The sequence below is a fragment of the Nonomuraea sp. NPDC049784 genome (assembly GCF_040659615.1).
Taxonomy (GTDB): domain Bacteria; phylum Actinomycetota; class Actinomycetes; order Streptosporangiales; family Streptosporangiaceae; genus Nonomuraea.
Map to the genome: position 1 here is coordinate 1 of NZ_JBFAMX010000200.1, position 16,778 is coordinate 16,778.

General features: G+C 71.3%; 15 protein-coding genes. 7 read left to right on the top strand and 8 right to left on the bottom strand.

Going from position 1 to position 16,778, the window contains the following annotated elements:
- The coding region (locus AB0J09_RS32220) for an aminotransferase class I/II-fold pyridoxal phosphate-dependent enzyme (protein ID WP_360699118.1) at positions 1-920 on the top strand (920 nt) is incomplete at its 5' end.
- 15 nt (positions 921-935) lie between these two features.
- Here AB0J09_RS32220 and AB0J09_RS32225 read toward each other — a convergent pair.
- Entirely contained in the window at positions 936-1,970 is a 1,035-nt protein-coding gene (locus tag AB0J09_RS32225) for a hypothetical protein (protein WP_360699120.1), read from the bottom strand.
- A gap of 33 nt (positions 1,971-2,003) precedes the next feature.
- Positions 2,004-4,916 (bottom strand): bifunctional [glutamine synthetase] adenylyltransferase/[glutamine synthetase]-adenylyl-L-tyrosine phosphorylase, encoded by a 2,913-nt coding sequence (locus AB0J09_RS32230; RefSeq protein WP_360699122.1) that lies wholly within the window; start codon positions 4,914-4,916, stop codon positions 2,004-2,006.
- 77 nt (positions 4,917-4,993) lie between these two features.
- On the opposite strand from AB0J09_RS32230, the gene AB0J09_RS32235 reads away from it, so the two are divergent.
- Positions 4,994-5,578 (top strand): HXXEE domain-containing protein, encoded by a 585-nt coding sequence (locus tag AB0J09_RS32235; protein ID WP_360699124.1) that lies wholly within the window; start codon positions 4,994-4,996, stop codon positions 5,576-5,578.
- Positions 5,579-5,605: 27 nt separating this feature from the next.
- Here the strand turns inward: AB0J09_RS32235 and AB0J09_RS32240 are convergent, their stop codons facing one another.
- The 3 genes from AB0J09_RS32240 to AB0J09_RS32250 all read right to left on the bottom strand — a co-directional run bounded on the left by AB0J09_RS32240 (position 5,606) and on the right by AB0J09_RS32250 (position 7,899).
- The gene (locus tag AB0J09_RS32240; RefSeq protein ID WP_360699125.1) at positions 5,606-5,998 is read right to left on the bottom strand and encodes a nuclear transport factor 2 family protein; all 393 of its coding nucleotides are present in this window, start codon (positions 5,996-5,998) and stop codon (positions 5,606-5,608) included.
- A gap of 624 nt (positions 5,999-6,622) precedes the next feature.
- Positions 6,623-7,060 carry a DNA-binding protein gene (locus AB0J09_RS32245; RefSeq protein WP_360699127.1) on the bottom strand — a complete coding sequence of 146 codons (438 nt, stop codon included), beginning with the start codon at positions 7,058-7,060 and terminating at the stop codon, positions 6,623-6,625.
- 152 nt (positions 7,061-7,212) lie between these two features.
- On the bottom strand, positions 7,213-7,899 hold the full coding sequence (locus AB0J09_RS32250; protein ID WP_360699129.1) for a type 1 glutamine amidotransferase: 687 nt from the start codon (positions 7,897-7,899) through the stop codon (positions 7,213-7,215).
- 86 nt (positions 7,900-7,985) lie between these two features.
- Here AB0J09_RS32250 and AB0J09_RS32255 point away from each other — a divergent pair, with 86 nt between their 5' ends.
- On the top strand, positions 7,986-8,846 hold the full coding sequence (locus tag AB0J09_RS32255; protein WP_360699130.1) for an alpha/beta hydrolase: 861 nt from the start codon (positions 7,986-7,988) through the stop codon (positions 8,844-8,846).
- Between the two features lie 303 nt (positions 8,847-9,149).
- Here the strand turns inward: AB0J09_RS32255 and AB0J09_RS32260 are convergent, their stop codons facing one another.
- Positions 9,150-9,863 carry a hypothetical protein gene (locus tag AB0J09_RS32260; protein ID WP_360699132.1) on the bottom strand — a complete coding sequence of 238 codons (714 nt, stop codon included), beginning with the start codon at positions 9,861-9,863 and terminating at the stop codon, positions 9,150-9,152.
- Positions 9,864-10,759: 896 nt separating this feature from the next.
- Between AB0J09_RS32260 and AB0J09_RS32265 the strand changes: the two genes are divergently transcribed.
- Complete coding sequence (locus tag AB0J09_RS32265; protein WP_360699134.1) at positions 10,760-11,326, top strand: AAA family ATPase; 567 nt, start codon at positions 10,760-10,762, stop codon at positions 11,324-11,326.
- Here AB0J09_RS32265 and glnA read toward each other — a convergent pair.
- Positions 11,308-12,669 (bottom strand): type I glutamate--ammonia ligase, encoded by a 1,362-nt coding sequence (glnA, locus tag AB0J09_RS32270; RefSeq protein ID WP_360699136.1) that lies wholly within the window; start codon positions 12,667-12,669, stop codon positions 11,308-11,310. The two genes, AB0J09_RS32265 and glnA, sit on opposite strands and share 19 nt — an antisense overlap.
- A 152-nt stretch (positions 12,670-12,821) precedes the next feature.
- Here glnA and AB0J09_RS32275 point away from each other — a divergent pair, with 152 nt between their 5' ends.
- Complete coding sequence (locus tag AB0J09_RS32275; RefSeq protein ID WP_360699138.1) at positions 12,822-13,367, top strand: hypothetical protein; 546 nt, start codon at positions 12,822-12,824, stop codon at positions 13,365-13,367.
- Between the two features lie 32 nt (positions 13,368-13,399).
- Positions 13,400-14,407: a terpene synthase family protein gene (locus AB0J09_RS32280; protein WP_360699140.1), complete on the top strand. Its 1,008-nt coding sequence runs from the start codon at positions 13,400-13,402 to the stop codon at positions 14,405-14,407.
- Here AB0J09_RS32280 and AB0J09_RS32285 read toward each other — a convergent pair.
- Positions 14,398-15,360: a DUF5937 family protein gene (locus tag AB0J09_RS32285; protein ID WP_360699142.1), complete on the bottom strand. Its 963-nt coding sequence runs from the start codon at positions 15,358-15,360 to the stop codon at positions 14,398-14,400. The genes AB0J09_RS32280 and AB0J09_RS32285 overlap by 10 nt on opposite strands.
- Before the next feature lie 60 nt (positions 15,361-15,420).
- Here AB0J09_RS32285 and AB0J09_RS32290 point away from each other — a divergent pair, with 60 nt between their 5' ends.
- Complete coding sequence (locus AB0J09_RS32290; RefSeq protein WP_360699144.1) at positions 15,421-16,614, top strand: MFS transporter; 1,194 nt, start codon at positions 15,421-15,423, stop codon at positions 16,612-16,614.
- The last annotated feature ends 164 nt before the right edge of the window (positions 16,615-16,778 follow it).

Consider the following 16,778-nt stretch of genomic DNA (forward strand, 5'->3'; position numbering starts at 1 on the left):
GTGGTGCTCGCCCGAGCTCTCCGGCGTGTACGTGGTACGCAGCCGGACCGCCTTCAGCCGATCGCCGTCCACGCCGGGCGGCAGCTGGCCGCCAGACGACCGCGCTGCCCGGCGACAGGATCGCCATCGAAGAGCCGACCGGCGCCCGGCTGCTGGACATCCTGGAGACGATCGGCGTCCAGATCATCCCTGTGGCCTGCGACGAGCACGGGCCGATCCCCGACGCGCTGGCCAAGGCCCTGCGGGCCAGGCCGGTCGCGTTCGTCTACCAGCCGCGCGGCCAGTCGCCCTGCGGCCACGCCGTGACCGCCGAGCGCTCGGCCGAGCTCGCCGACCTCCTGGAGCCGACGTCGACGCTGATCGTGGAGGACGACGGGATAGGCGAGCTGTCGGTCTCGCCGATGGTGAGCATGGGGACGCGCTTTCCCGACCGTACGGTGCTGGTGCGCTCGTACTCCAAGTCGCACGGCCCCGACCTGCGCATCGCGGTCATCGGCGGGGCCGCGGACGCGGTGGAGCGGGTGCGCGTGCTGCGCAGCTTCGGCACCGGCTGGACCAGCCGCATCCTGCAGGACGCGCTGGCTCACCTGCTCGGCGACGGCGAGGTACGGGCCTGTGTCGAGCACGCACGCGCGGTCTACGCGGGACGGCGGGCGCGGCTGGCGTCGGAGCTGGCGGCACGCGGCGTGCGCACGGGCGGCGGGGACGGGCTCGTACTGTGGGTGCCGGTGCGCGAGGAGTCGGCGGCGCTGGTCACGCTGGCCGCGCACGGGATCTCCGTCGCGGCCGGCAGCCGGTACGTGATCCGGCCCGCCGCCACGCACCACCTGCGGCTGGCCACGGCCAGGCTGACCGACGACCCCTCCGAGCTGGCGGACCTGGCCGACGTGATCACCCTGGCGGCCAGGGGCGAGTCCTGATCATCCCCGCGAGGCTCAGCGTCGCGCCTTGATGCCGGTGATGCGCCGGAGAACGTCCCACCAGAACGGCGCCCCGAACATCAGCGCCACGTACGTCAGCAGGAAGCCGGGCCAGTGGCTCGGTGTGGTGATCCGGTCCCACCACACGCCGCCGTTCCAGTGCACGGACGGGTCGCCCTGCGCCGGGATCGACAGGCTGACCAGCGCGTGGTCGGCCATCCTGACCAGCGCGGGCTGGCTGAGCGTCTCGGTGACGCACTGCACCGGGTCTCCGTCCGTGCAGCGGGCCTTCAGCTCGTTGTACGCGTCGGGCCCCGCCTCCGCGACGGCCGTCACCGAGGTGCGGAAGGCGTTGTCCCGCAGCAGCGTCCTGGCGTACTCCAGCCCGTCCATGGTGAACACCAGCGTCACGAGCAGGCCCAGCACGGCGACGACCCACTTGACGTACCGCTTGTAGAGCATGGACAGCCGCTGCATCTCCCCGTCGAACCAGGTCTCCACCCCCTGCCTGAACCGGTCGAGGTCACGCTGCGCCGTCTCCCACACGCCCTTGAGGTGCCCGTAGAGGGGGCTGCGCATTTCCTTGAGCCTCTCCAGGAACCCCTCGACGCCGTCCGGCTGGCCCGCGGCCAGCTCCATCAGCGCCACCGCGAAGCGTCCAGGAGGGATGTTCGCGATGCTGGTCCGGCCCCTCTTGGGGTGGTCGATCTCCTGGACGCGCTGGTAGAGCAGGTTGACCATGGTGTCCTCGGCCTTGCTCTCCCGCGTCGGCAGGGTGCCCGGCTCGGCGGGCGAGGGCTGGTCGCTGTGCTTGGGGCGCGGGTCGCGGACGAAGGGCAACGCCGCGAAGACGTCACGTACTTTGGCCGGCAACCATGACCTGCCCTGTTTGTCGGAGCCGTCCATGGTGTCCCTGAGGTAGGCCCACAGGAACTTGCTGCGGATGGCGAGCAACCGCACGAACGCCTCGTTCAGGCCGCTCACCAGCAGCGACAGCAGCAGGAACGACACCACCAGGCCGAGGGCCAGATCCACATAAATGGATAACACCTGCGCCTTGATACACCCGTTCGCCGTGCTCGATCAAGCCCCGTAGAAGACTCGATCCACTACTTGACGTGCGCGGCGCGTGACGCGGCGGTAGTCGTCCAGGAAGTCCTCCGAGCCGTCCGGCGGGTAGCCGAGCGTCTGGGCGATCAGCTTGCGCTCCCCCGAGTCGCGCGGGACGCTGTCGCCCGGGCGGCTCTTGACCAGCATGATCGCGTCGCGGATGCGGGAGGCGAAGCGCCATGCCTCGGCCAGCACGGCCTCGTCGGCCGGGGCGAGCAGGCCCTCGCCCACGGCCGCACGCAGTGCCTCGAGCGTACGGGTGGTGCGCAGCGACGGCAGCGTGCCCGCGTAGCGGAGCTGCAGCAGCTGCGCCACCCACTCCACGTCGGACAGCCCGCCCGGGCCCAGCTTGGTGTGCAGGGCCGGGTCGGCGCCGCGGGGCAGGCGCTCGGCCTCCATGCGGGCCTTGAGCCGCCTGATCTCCCTGACCGCGTCGTCGTGCAGCCCGCCCTGCGGGTAACGCAGCTCGTCGATCATCGATGTGAACTGCTCCCCCAGCTCCCGGTCGCCCGCCGAGAACCTGGCCCGCAGCAGCGCCTGCGACTCCCACGGCGACGACCAGCGCGAGTAGTAGGCGCGGTACGAGGCCAGCGTCCGCACCAGCGGGCCCTGCCGCCCCTCGGGACGCAGGTCGGGGTCGACGGCCAGCGGCGGGTCGGGGGCGGGCAGCGAGAGCAGCCGGCGCACCTCGTTGGCCACGGCGTAGGCGGCGTCCGTGGCCTCGCGCTCCTCAACCCCGGGCAGCGGCGAGTGGACGAACATGACGTCGGCGTCGCTGGCGTAGGAGCACTCCATGCCGCCGAGCCGGCCCATGGCGATGATGGCGAACTTCGTGACGTTCGGGACCTTGGTGAGTGCGGCGTCGAGCGCGGCCTGGAGGGTCACATCGGTCAAGGCGGACAAGGCGCTCCCGACCGTCTCGATGTCGATGAGCCCGAAGATGTCGGCCACGGCCGTACGGAACAGCTCTTTCCTTCGCAGTGCCCGCACGGCCGCCACGGCGGTCACGGGATCGCCCGCGTGCCTGGAGACCGCCGCGGCGGCCTCGTTGAGCAGGGACTCGCGGGAGCGGACGGCGAGCTCCTGGTCCGCGCCCAGCATCGCGACCGCCTCGGGCGCGTGCAGGATCAGGCCGGTCGCGTAGCGGCTGGCGCCGAGCACGCGCGCCATCCTGGCCGCCACCGCCGTCTCGTCGCGCAGCAGCCGCAGATACCACGGCGTGCTGCCCAGCTTGTCGCTCACCTGCCTGAACCCGAGCAGCGCCCCGTCCGGGTCGGGCGTGTCGGCGAACCAGCCGAGCATGACGGGCAGCAGCGTGCGCTGGATCGCGGCCCGCCTGGACACGCCGGAGGCGAGGGCGGCGATGTGGTGCAGCGCGCCGGCGGGATCGACGTAGCCCAGCGCCTCCAGCCTGGCCTTCGCCGCCGTGGCCGAAAGCCGCGCCTCCGACTCCTGCAGCCGCGACACGGCCTGGAGCAGCGGCCGGTAGAACAGTTTCTCGTGCAGCCGCCGCGCCTCCATGGCATGCCGCCGCCACCTTGCCGTGAACTCTCTCACCGGATCGGGCTGCATGCCGAGCGCCCGGCCCAGCCTGCGCAGATCGGACTCGCCGGAGGGCACGATGTGGGTGCGCCGCAGCCGGTGCAGCTGCAGGAGGTGCTCCACCTGGCGCAGGAACGAGTACGCCTCCGCCAGCCCGCGCGAGTCGTCGCGGCCCACGTACCCGCCCCTGGAGAGCGCGGCCAGCGCGGGCAGCGTGGCCCTGCGGCGCAGCAGGGGGTCGAGCCGGCCGTGGACGAGCTGGAGCAGCTGCACCGCGAACTCGATGTCGCGCAGCCCGCCAGGGCCCAGCTTGAGCTGGCGGTCCCCTTCCGCGCGCACGTGCGCCTCGACCCGCCGGCGCATGGCCTGCACGTCCTCGACGAAGTGCTCGCGGGTGGCCGCCGACCACACCAGGTCGTTGACCGCTTCGACGTAGGCGGCGCCCAGCTCCATGTCACCCGCGACCGGGCGGGCCTTGAGCAGCGCCTGGAACTCCCACGTCTTGGCCCAGCGCCGGTAGTAGGCCAGGTGGCTGCCGAGCGTGCGCACCAGCGGGCCCGACCTGCCCTCCGGCCGCAGGCCCGCGTCCACCTCCCACAGGGAGCCCTCGGACGTGGTGTCGGCGCAGGCCCGCATCATGGCCTGGGCCAGCCGGGTCGCCGTGCGCAGCGCCTTGGTCTCGTCGGCTCCATCTCGAGGCTCGGCTACGAAGATCACGTCTACGTCGCTGATGTAGTTGAGCTCCCTGGCGCCGCATTTGCCCATGCCGATGACCGCCAGGCGTACCTGACTGTCGTCGATCTCCGCCCGCGCGATGGCGAGCCCGGCCTCCAGCGCGGCGCCCGCGAGGTCGGACAGCTCCGCCATGACCTCGGCCAGTGTGGCCTCTCCCGTGAGGTCGCGCGCGGCCAGATGCATCAGCCTGCCGCGGTAGGCCACGCGGAGCGCGTTCAGCGGGTCGTCGCCGGTGGCGGCCTCCCCGGGCTCGGCGCCGACCGCACGCAGCAGCTCCGCCCGCGCGTCGCCCAGCCGGGGTTCGGCGAGGAGCGCGATCTGGCCGGGGTGGCGCACCAGGTGCTCGCCGAGGGCGGCGCTGACGCCGAGCACGGCCAGCAGCCGGGCACGCAGGTGTTCGTCTCCGCGGACGGTGCCGAGCACGGCAGGCTCGCGCTCGGCCAGGCGCGTCAGCGAGACCAGCGCCTGGTCGGGGTCGGCCACGTCCACCAGGAACTCCAGGAGATCGTCCACGTCGGCTCCCGCCTGCCGGATGAGCTGAGCGGCCCTGGCGCCATCGGCGAAGCCGAGCTTGGCGAGCCGCGCGGCGGTGGATTCGATCCTGGGCACCCCTCCATCTTGACAGCCACTTCCCGCGTACCATAGGAACGCAACGTTGCGTTGCATTCTTCTCGGAGGTGGTTTCGATGGTTCCCTCTACCGTCACGTGGGGGCTGCTGGCGGCGTGGGCGGTGCACGACGCGGAGGAGCTGGCGACCATGGCGGGCTGGGCGCGTAAGGCCCGGGAGCGGTGGCCCTGGGTTCCCGAGGTGTCGCAGAGGCACGTGAACGTGGCCATCGGGCTCATGGGCGGGATGGTGGCAGGGGCCTCGGCGCTGGGGGCGCGCACGGGCGGGCGGAGCCCGGTCTTCCAGGCCGCGCTGCTGGGGTTCGGGGCGCATGGGGTGGTGCATCTGGCCCAGGCCGCGGTGGCGCGGAGGTACACGCCTGGGGTGGTGACCGCGCCCTTGGTGGTCATCCCGTTCTCGGTGTGGGCTTGGCGGCGCTTGCGGGCCGCCGGGGTGCCGGTGCGGGCGGGGGCATCGGGCTGGGCGGGGGTGGCGGCGTTCCCGCTGGCTGTGGGCGGCGTCCACGCCTTGGCCCACGCGCTCACCCGGCCCCGCGCGCATGGGACCGCCACCGCTGCGGCTCCCACCCGCACCCGGACCCACGCGCCGGTCACCGCCACGCCGCGTTGGATCATCCCGACGCCGTCGATCACCTCGGCGTGATCGACGTCATTCCTACTGAGCGGGGGATCAAGCCCTGATCGCGGTGCCCTGGGCGGAGACGAGGCGCCAGGCGCCGTGGGCGTCGGCGGCGTAGACGTGGGTGTAGCGGCTTCCGGCACTGAACGTGGTGCCGTCGGGGTTGGTGAAGTTCATACCGGTACGCCCGATGACGATGCCCACCGTGCCGATGACCCGGACGATCGCCTCGTCCGGGAACGAGTCGATCTGCGGGAACCGGAGGGAGCCGGAGGCCACCAGGTCGAGCAGGATCCCCCTGTCGGCGACGGCCCCGTCCTCGACCCCGACCAGGACGAAGTCGTCCGCCAGCAGTTCCTCCAGAGCGGCGAGATCGCTTGCCACCAGAGCGTCGAAGAAGCTCTGGTCGTGCTTGAGGAGGGTGACCCGTTCCAAGGTGCTCATGGTGCGACGGTAAACGTTGACGCTGGTGACAAGGTCAAACCAGCCTCAGGGGCGTGTTCATCCGGGCGCGTCGGTCCAGCACCAGGCGTCGTGCAGGAACAGGAGCGGGGTGGGGGGTGGCGGGCACGTGCCCCCTCGCAGGACGAGAGTCAGTCGCGGGGACGAACACGCTGAGGGGCAGGCCGTCGGCCACCGGACGCGGGGAGCTCTCCAGCTGCAAGCACGATCGAGTCCCCGTCCACTCGCGGCCGGCCGGGCGGCAAGTGGACGGGGACGGCTCGCCGCCAGATGGTGTACCCGCCGTCCACGGCGAGGGCGGTGCCGGTGACATGGCGGCCGCCGGGGCCCGCCAGGTAGGCCACCACGGGGCGATGTCCTCGGCGTCGCCGTAACGTCCCAGGGCGGTGAGGGAGCGCTGGAAATCGGCAGCTTCGCCGTCGGCCGGGTTCATGTCGGTGCCGACCGGGCCCGGGTTCACGCTGATGATCCGCCCGCCGTCGCCCATGTGCCGCTTGTGTCCAGGCGGTGGCGGTCTCGGGGCCGCTCGTACTCGGCCACCCGGCGGCGTGAGGGCTGGCCGGGCTCGGCCTCGGCGAGCACGGACGATCAGGCTGGAGGCCCGTGCTACTCCAGGCCTTCGACACGGTCCGCGAGGCGTTCGTGGCGTTGCCTGGCAGCTTGTGCGGTGCCGAGCCCGAGCCCGAACGCGATCTCCTGCCAGGTCATGCCGCGACCCCGCGCCATCTGTAGCAGGCCGACCTCCAGCGCGTCCAGCTCCCCGCGCACCAGCGGGAGGAGGCTCAACGCCGCGGTGATGTCAGCGTGATCGACCTCCGGCTCGCCGTCATCGAGCCGTGCGGTCCCGCTGAGCAGGAACGCCACGAGCCTGACGGCTTCGTGCGGGCCGATGGCTGACGCATGGGCCTGCCGACCGCGCTGCTCATCGGTGGCCGCGTGCCGCTCGGCGATCCGGAAAAGGGACGCGTGCACGCGTTGCGCGCGCGCCCGCTCCGAATGCGGAGGAGTGAAGGGGTCGGGGTGGTGATCGGCATTCGTAGGCATGGGGCTCACGATGCCGCAGCAATCGAACCGTTGTCAACTTTCCGTTTTAAACAAAGTGTTCAACCGCGAGGACCCAGGCGCGCGCCGAGAAGGGCGCGCGGGCAATGCGCCGGAGGTTGCGGTTCAGGCGTGACCGCTGGTTCTGATCACCTCTAGCTCAGATCACCTCTGGCTCTGATCACCTGGGCGAACGCCTCCGCCACCGGCCGCCAGGTGGCGACGAGCGCACTCTCGGCGGCCTTGACCTCGGCGTTGAGCTCCTCGGCCACGTCCAGGTCGGACTCAGCGGTCCAGGAGGCGAAGATCTCCGGCGTGGCCTCAGGATGGAACTGGACCGCCCACGCGGCCTCACCGAGCCGATAGGCCTGGTTCTCATACTGCGCCCCGGTCATGAGCGGCACCGCACCGTCGGGCAGCCGCGTCATGGCGTCCTGGTGATACTGGACGGCCACGGCCGTGCCGACCCCCGCGAGCAGCCGGTCATCGCCGGCCGCGGGCAACGCGACCACCTCGCGAGCACCCACCTCGAGCCCGTTCGCCCCTCGCTCGACCGTGCCGCCGCAGGCCATGGTCAGCAGCTGTGCCCCCAGGCAGACGGCGAGGGTGGGGGTGCCCTCTTCGACGGCCAGGCGCAGCAGGTCGCGGGTGGCGGGCTGCCAGGGGCTCCGCTCGTCCTCCCAGGCTGCCGCCGCACCGCCGAGCACGATCAGCCCGTCCGCCGGGCGCGCGGGAATCTCCTCGCCAAGGTACGGACGTACGACGTCGCAGGCCAAGCCCAGCCATTCGCCGAGGTACCCGAGGCCGGCCTCGGCCTCGTGCTCGATCACGGTGATACGCATATCAGGCAATTTATCCGCCACGTGGGAGAGCGATCGCCCGAGGGCCGTGCATACCGTGGCCGGGCGTTTGTCCCTAAGCTCCGTTTATGAGATTCGAGTTCGACGATGTCGCCGGTCAGCGCATCGCAACGTTCGGAACGGGACCGCGCACGATCATCGCGGTGCACGGGATCACGGCCTCGCTGATGGCGTGGGGCGCGGTGGGGCGGCGGCTGCCCGAGGGATGGCGCCTGGTCGCGATGGACCTGCGCGGTCGCGGGCACAGCGACTCGCTGCCCGGGCCGTACGGGCTGCCGAGGCACGCCGAGGACGTGCTGCGTGTCGCCGACCACGTCGGAGCGGGTCCGGACGCGGTGCTGACCGGGCACTCGATGGGCGCGTACATAGCCGCCCTGGTCGCCGCGGAGCGGGACTTCGCGCGGGTGGTGCTGGTGGACGGCGGGCTCCCCCTGCCGCCGCTGCCCGAGGATCTGGATGTCGACGAGGTTCTGGAAGCCACGCTCGGACCGGCGATCGCCCGGCTGCGCCAGACGTTCCCCACCGCCGAGGCGTACGTCGACTTCTTCAAGGCACATCCGGCCTTCGTCGGCCACTGGAACGCCGACGTGGAGGCGTACGTCCGCTATGACCTGACGGGGCCCGAGGGGGCGCTGCGGTCGCGGGCGGTCGGGGAGGCGGTGATGCAGGATGGGCGCTGGCTGCGGCTCGAGCCGGAGGCCATCGCGGCCGCGCTCGAAAGCGTCCAGTCACCGCTCTCTCTGCTCAGAGCGCCCCGCGGCCTGCTCAACCAGGACGTCGGCATGCTCCCCGACGATCTCGCTCTCCCCTGGGCCGCCCGCCTCCCGGGTCTGCGGGACGAGGTGATCCCGGACTGCAACCACTACACGATCCTGTTCGACGACCGCTGCGTGTCGACCGTCGTCACCCACCTCACCACCGCACCCTGAACCCACGACCCGCACCCGGGCTCCCCCACCGCCGCCTCGGCCTCGTCGACCGACCGCCTCCTCCCCGGCGTCTCGGCCTTACCCCGCCTCCACTCAGCCGGCGCCACAGCCCACACGTTGGGACCGGCTCAGCGCCAAGCCGCCGCCTCCTGAGCGACACCGAACCTCCCCCTGGACGTTCTCGCCGCGAGCCGACGACCGGAGGGGGCGGGCATCCGGCGCCGCGACCTCACCACGGGGTAGGGCAATGCATACGGCCCCTGAGCTGCTCGTTCGAGCTCAGGGGCCGTACGGCATCGCAAGTCAGCGTGGAGCGATCCAGGTGGCGCGAGCGGCGGCCACGAGCGTGCCGTCCATCTCATAGATAGCGCTCTGGCCGTACATCTTGCGCCCGTCGCGGCCGGTCGGGCGGGCCACCACGGAGTAGCGGCCGCCGGGGTTGACGGGGCGGTGGATCTGCACCGCGAGCCGCCCGAGCAGCGCGGACTCGCCGGGACCGAAGTGGGCCCAGCCGGTGATGCAGTCGAGCACCGCACCCACGATCGACGCGGGCACCCCGTCCTCGCCCGCCACCGTGAACGGCACCCGCCAGCCGGCCGCCACCAGGTCAGTGCCCTCCACCGGGCCGGGGAAGATGCGCAGGCCGTCACCCGGCTCGCGCATGCCGCAGGCGAAGCACTCGGCGAACGGGTGCGCCTTCAGCCCCACGAACCCCGCCTCGGCACGGGCGGCGTCGTTGAACGCCACGAACCCGGGGCCCTCCAGGTCCTCGGCCACGGGGATGGCCTCGACCAGGAGCTTGTCACCGTCCGAGAGGGACACGGAGTTGGCGACGTGCTCCAGGCGTAGCTCGGTTTCCAATGGCGTGGGCGCATGCAACGTGACCTCGACGGCTGATCGACCACCGTTCAGCGCTTCCGCCATGGTGCCCGCTATCCAGCCGCCGTTGGCGACTCCCACAGGGCCCCGGAAACGCTCCGGAACGGTCAACACGGTCTGCAGGGCAGCCGTCGTCATGCCACACCCTCCAATATCGCCACATATGGCGGGAAGTCCGGAAATGTCAAAAGGAACAGGCCGATTTTACTGGACTCCCGGTTTCGCCAGATCTCGGGGGTCCTGAGGCTGATCGACACCACCACATAACGCCTCGAGGGGGCCCGAAACTTCCCCGCCCATCCCGACCGGCCTGTCACCAGGTGTATCGAGACGCTATGCGCCGCACATCGCCGGGATGTGACTCGGGGGTCAGAAGCAACGAAAATCGGCCTCACTCCGAACTTGCACCTGGAGTGAGGCCGATCAAGGCGTTGGGAGTACCTTATCCCGGCTTTCCCCCGCCCCGCGACCAATCCCCCGATACGGCCGACGATCCTCGCCCCTGGCCACTCGCGATCGAGCGCCCCTTCCCGGCTGGAGGATCTTGCCCCAGGCAGCGCCCAAGGGCGTCCGACGCCGGTCTGGTGGCCGGCCCCGCGGCTCCCGCCGAACGAGCGGCCAAGGCAGAGCGCCTGATCGCAGAGCGCATCGCCGCAGCGTGCATCGCCGCAGGACGCGGCGCGCCGGGCGGACGGGGCGCTCCTCAGCACGGCGGCCGGGGGCGTGGTTGGCAGGCACGCGCATCCGGGCCGCTGACCGTGCACACGTCACCGACGATCAAGTGCGCGAAGGCGTCACCGGAACGCGGATGCGTCGCAGGTGACCAAGTCAGCGGGCGCGTCGAGTACGAGCGGGCGCGTCGCGGAGGCGGCCGGGCCGTGGACGCGCCGCGAAGGGGTCGGTGGCTGATGCGCGATGAGGCGCGCATCTTCGGCCGGCCTCGGGGAGGCTGTAAGCACGGCAACATGAGAGAAAGCGGGGGTGAGCCTGTGCAGGGCGCGAGGTTGCGGTATCCGTCCGGTTCCCTGGTCGTCTTGACGGGGCTTCCGGGCGCGGGCAAGACCACCTTGTTGCGACGCCTGTACGGGATGCACGGAGCAGAGAGCCTGCCCGTCACCATAGGCACGGTCGCGGTGATCGACTCGTTCCAGTCAAAGCGGCACTGGTACGGGCGGCTGGGCTGGGCCCCCCAGCCGGTACGCCGCGCCGTCGTCTTCGTCACCCACCTGAGCCGCATCCGCCAGGCCCTGACCCGCGGCCACTCGGTCGTCGCGCACAACCGGGGCTGCGCCCCGTACGTACTGCGGGGTTTCGCCTGGCTGGCCCGCAGGCACCGCGCGAGCTTCCACCTGCTCCTGCTGGACGCGCCGGCGGAGGCCGCGCTGGCGGGGCAGCGGATCAGGGGCCGGGTGGTGGCGCCCAGGACGTTCGCGCGCCATCAGCGCAGGTGGGAGAGCCTGGTGACCAGGGTGAAGGGCGGCGATCCCGCCCCCGCCGCGGGCGCGCACATCGTGGACCGGGCGGGGGCCGACCTCCTGCAGGAGATCGTGTTCGACGAGGCGGTGATCGGCCCCTGGAAGGCTCAGAGCACCGGCAGGTAGCGGCCCAGCTCGAACTCGGTGACGTGGCGGCGGTATTCGCGCCACTCCGCCCGCTTGTTGCGCAGGAAGAAGTCGAAGACGTGCTCCCCCAGCGTCTCGGCCACCAGCTCGCTCTGCTCCATGACCGCGATCGCGTCGTTGAGCGACCCGGGCAGTGGCTGGATGCCGAGGGCGCGCCGCTCGGCGCTGGTCAGCGTCCACACGTTGTCCTCGGCCGCGGCGGGGAGCTCGTAGCCCTCCTCGATGCCCTTCAGCCCGGCCGCCAGGATCAGCGCGAAGGCGAGGTACGGGTTGCACGCCGAGTCGAGCGACCTGAACTCGATGCGCGTCGAGCCGCCCTTGTGCGGCTTGTACATCGGCACCCTGACCAGGGCGGAGCGGTTGTTGTGGCCCCAGCACACGTAGGAGGGCGCCTCACCACCCTGGCCCGCGATGGCCTCGGCCCCGCCCCAGAGCCGCTTGTAGGAGTTGACCCACTGGTTGGTGATGGCGGTGATCTCGGCGGCGTGCTTGAGGAGCCCGGCGATGAACGACCGGCCGATCTTGGAGAGCTGGTATTCGGCCCCGGCCTCGTAGAAGGCGTTCCTGTCGCCCTCGAACAGCGACATGTGCGTGTGCATGCCGGAGCCTGGGTGCTCGGTGAACGGCTTGGGCATGAACGAGGCCCAGATGCCCTGCTCCAGCGCGACCTCCTTCATGACCAGGCGGAAGGTCATGATGTTGTCGGCCGTGGTGAGCGCGTCGGCGTAACGCAGGTCGATCTCCTGCTGCCCGGGCGCGCCCTCGTGGTGGCTGAACTCGACGGAGATGCCCATCGACTCCAGCATCAGCACCGCCTGGCGCCTGAAGTCGTGGCCCGCGCTGTGGGGCGTGTGGTCGAAGTAGCCGCCGGAGTCGATCGGCTCGGGCCGCTCGCCGGGCTCGGGGCGGTTCTTCAGCAGGAAGAACTCGATCTCCGGGTGGGTGTAGAACGTGAAGCCCATGTCGGCGCACTTGGCGAGCGTGCGCTTGAGCACCCAGCGCGGGTCGGCGTGGGAGGGCGAGCCGTCCGGCATGAGGATGTCGCAGAAGATGCGCCCCGCGCCCGGCGTCTCGCTGCGCCAGGGCAGTATCTGGAACGTGGCCGGGTCGGGCTTGGCGAGCATGTCGGACTCGTAGACGCGGGCGAAGCCCTCGATGGCCGAGCCGTCGAACCCTATGCCCTCCGCGAACGCGCCCTCCAGCTCGGCTGGGGCGATCGCCACTGACTTGAGGAAGCCGAGCACGTCAGTGAACCACAGCCGGATGAACCGGATGTCGCGTTCCTCGAGCGTGCGGAGCACGAACTCCTGCTGGCGGTCCACAGCGTCCCCTCTATCTGGCAGTACATGTCTAGCTACCAGCATGCCGTGTCCGTGTTTCGCACACGTTACGGGGGGTGCCGGTGCGAGCCTCGCTGACAAAGCCCCCCGCCCCACTTAATGTGATCACGCAGTCAGTCTCGGGGGAGGCATTGGTGGCTATCGACCTGCTCAATCACAAGCTAGACCGGGCATTCGACCACATCGACGCGTGCGGCAACGGCGTCGTGGAGCGTGAGGACTTGCTGGGGCTGGGCGCCCGCATCCTGGTGGGCTTCGGGGAGTCCCCCACCTCGCTCACCGGGTCCAGCCTGGTCGACAGCTTCGACGGGATCTGGGCCACCCTGTCGCAGACGCTCGAGCGGGACCCCGACTTCAGCATCGCGCGGCCGGACTTCCGTACCGGGATGGTTGCGGCGTTCGTCACAGGCGATCTGTATGACGCGGTGTTCAGGCCGGCCACGGTGGCGGTGGCGAAGCTGTGCGACGGCAACCGGGACGGGGAGATCGGCCCCGGCGAGTTCCGCACGATGCTCAGCGCGTTCGGCGTGGCCTACGACGACGTGGACGAGGCGTTCGACCGGCTCGACCGGACGGGCAGGGGCGCGCTCACCGTGGACGAGCTGGTCCTGGCCGCCTCCGACTTCTACCGCAGCGACGACCCCAACGCCGCGGGCAACTGGCTTTTCGGCCCCCTGTGAAGATCGCTGTGAAGACCTCCGTGGAAGCCTCTGTGAAGACCTCCGTGAACACCACGAACACCACCACGAACACCACCGTGTTCGCCGCGGTGCGTACCGCGCTGCGTTCGGCCCTGACCTCGATGCTGCCGCTGCCGCGCAGAGGCGGCTCGGCGGCGCTGGCGCTGATGCCGCTCACCGAGCGGGTGCCCGCGATGGCGGCGCCGTGCAGGATGCACCCGGCCGTGTACGCGATCGAGGCCGCGGTCATCGACTGGGCCAGGAGGACCGGGCTGCGCGCCGCGCCCGGCGTGGGCTACCACCGGATGGCGGGCCGGGCGTTCGCCGAGTTCGACGCGGCCGCGGCGGCGCTGTTCGCGCAGTGGCTGACGTGGCTGTTCCACCTGGACGACGAGCTGGATGAGGGTTCGTGCCCGCTGGACATCTTCGACGGCATGCTCAAGGGCGCGGCTCGGCATCCGCTGGAGGCGGCGTTCGCGGACCTGTGGCGGGTGACGAGCGCGCGGATGAGCGACCGGTGGCGGGCCAGGTTCGCAGTCGGGCTGCAGCGCCAGCACGACGCCTGCCGTACCGAGGCCGACAACAGGGCGGCGGGGCGGATGCCGACGCTGGAGGAGTACCCGGTGCTGCGCAGGGGCACGGTGGGGCCGTACCTGTACGACCTGGTCGAGCCGTGCCTGCGGGTGGAGGTGCCGGCGTGGATGCATGAGTGCGAGCCGTGGCAGCAGCTCGTGAACGCGTGCAGCGACGTCACGGCATGGTGCAACGACGTGGCCTCGCGGCCGAAGGAGCGCGGCGACGTGCACAACTTCGTCGTGCTCGCGATGCGCCAGCTCGGTCTGGGCGAGCGGGAGGCGACGGCCTGGGTGCTCGACCGGATCGCCGCGCGCTGCCAGGACATGCACAAGGCCGCGAGGCGGCTGCCGCTGGAGGACCTGGAGCCGAAGCAGGCGCGGGACGTCAGCAAGGTCGCGTGCGCCTACCTGGCGGCGCCGCGCGCCCACCTCGACTGGCTCCTGGAGTCCAAGCGCTACGCGTGACCCGCCAGGGTGTCGCCCGTGGGGGTGCGGCGGTAGACGACCTGCTTGCCAACCCGCATCCCCACCGCGAGCCCGCCGCCGCTGAGCACCCCGAGGTGCTGGCTGACCGCGCCGGGCGTGAGCGCCATGCGCGTGGCCAGGGCGGAGGTGGTGGCGGGCTCGGCGAGCGCGAGCAGGATCTGCGCCCTGCTCTTGCCGATCAGCGCGGCGAGGGCGCCTGGCGCGGGCGGCCGTCCCTGTTCCCACAGCGTGCCCACGCCGAGCACGGGATAGACCAGCATCGACTGGTACGGGGCCGACATCACGGCCACGGCCGGCCCCCAGAACGCGCTGGGCACCAGCAGCAGCCCGTCGCCGTGCAGCTCTTCCACGGCGCAGTACGGCCGGTCGACGAGCAGCCGCTCCCCCGTCCACGTCACCGCCGGATCGAGCGCGGCGAACAGCTCATGCGCCCCGCCCTGGGCGAGCTGCCGCGTCCGGCGGAGCACGTCCCGCTCCAGCAACCCGTAGACGCGCGGCCAGAACTCGGCGAAGCACCTCTCCCAGTACGCCTCCAGCGTGCCGGCCACCCTGGCCACGCCCGCCTCGGGGTCGGCCATGAACCGCTCGAGCAACGCCCGGTCGGTGCCCACGATCTTCGCCGCCTCCTGGCGGGCCAGCTCAGGCGGCGTGCGCCTGACCCGGTCGAGCTCGGCGGCGAACTCCGGCATCGGCGTGTCAGGGGGCGGCGTGATGAAGTCGGCGATGTACCCGGTCTGGGGCACGAGCGCGAACAGCTCGGCCAGGTCGAGCCCCGCGAGGCGGGGGCGTACGGCCTTGAGCCAGGGCAGGTGGATCGAGTGCAGGGACGGCTTCTGGAGGGTGCGCAGGCTGGCGACCAGCTCCCACATCGGCGAGAACGCGAACCGGATCCGGGCCACGGCGTCCGGGTTCAGCACCCACGAGACGGACATGCTTTTAGCGTGCACTAAATCGTTCGCCTGGACAAACCCCGGCATATCACGCTTTGTCGCGTGACAAGCGCAACTGTTGAGCGGGCTTCCTTCCTCCGGTCGAAGCTCGGCGGCCTGCCCCGCCCGTTCTGGGCCCTGTGGGGCGGCACCCTGGTGAACCGCCTGGGCACCATGGTCATGCCCTTCACCGGCGTCTACCTGACGCAGAGCCGCGGCCTGTCGGTGACGGCCGCCGGCCTCGTGATGGGCGTGTTCGGAGCGGGCTCACTTCTGTCGCAGCTGCTCGCGGGGGTGCTCACGGACCGGATCGGGCGCCGGGCCACGCTGTCGGGCGGCATGCTCGCCACGGCGGCCACCTTGCTGGTGCTCGGCTACAGCACCTCGCTGCCCGCGATCCTGGCCTCGATGTTCGTGCTCGGGCTGGTGATCGACGTCTACAGGCCCGCCTCGAACGCTCTGGTCGCGGACCTGGTCTCGCCTGACGAGCGACCCCGCGCGTACGGGCTGCTGTTCTGGGCGATCAACCTGGGGTACGCGTTCGGCATGACGGCCGGGGGCTGGCTGGCGGGGCTCGGGTTCGTCTGGCTGTTCTGGATCGACGCGGTGTCCAGCGTGCTCTTCGCCGTGCTGGTGTGGCGGGCCGTTCCGGAGACCAGGCCGCCGGCCGGGGAGTCCGCCGGCGGGTTCGGCGTGGTGCTGCGGGACCGGGTGATGGTGGGCTTCACGCTGGTGATCCTCGCCGAGGCGCTGGTCTACTCGCAGACGATGACCATGCTGCCGGTGGCGATGACGAAGGTCGTGGGACTGCCATTGGGGCAGTACGGGCTGGCCATGGCGCTGAACGGAGTGCTGATCGTCATCGTCCAGCCGCTGGTGTCGGGGTGGCTGGGGCGCCGGGACGCCTCCCGTACCTTCGCTCTGGGAGTGGCGGTGATGGCGCTGGGGTTCGCCATGACCGCGTTCGTCCACGACACCTTCGGGCTGGCGGTGACGATCGTGGTGTGGACGACGGGAGAGGTCATCCAGGCGGGCATCGCGGGCACGATCGTGGCCGCGCTCGCTCCGGCCGAGCTGCGGGGGCGGTATTCGGGGCTGTTCGGGTTCGCGTGGTCGCTGGCGGCCGTGCTGGCGCCGCTGCTCGGCGGGCCGCTGCTGGAGATCGGGACGTGGGCGCTGTGGTTCACGATCGGCGGGGTGGGGGTGGTCTCGGCGGCGGGCATGCTCCTGCTCGGGCCCGCCATCAGACGCCGCTGACCCGCGCCGGGCACCGCCGCCTCATGGGAGAATTCGCCATATACCTCAACACCTTCTCCCTCTACAGTTACGCCTGAAATGCTGATATTCACCGCGCTCGGACCGTTCCAGGCATGGTCCGACGGCAACCCTGTCGACCTCGGCGGCCAGCGGCAACGGGCGGT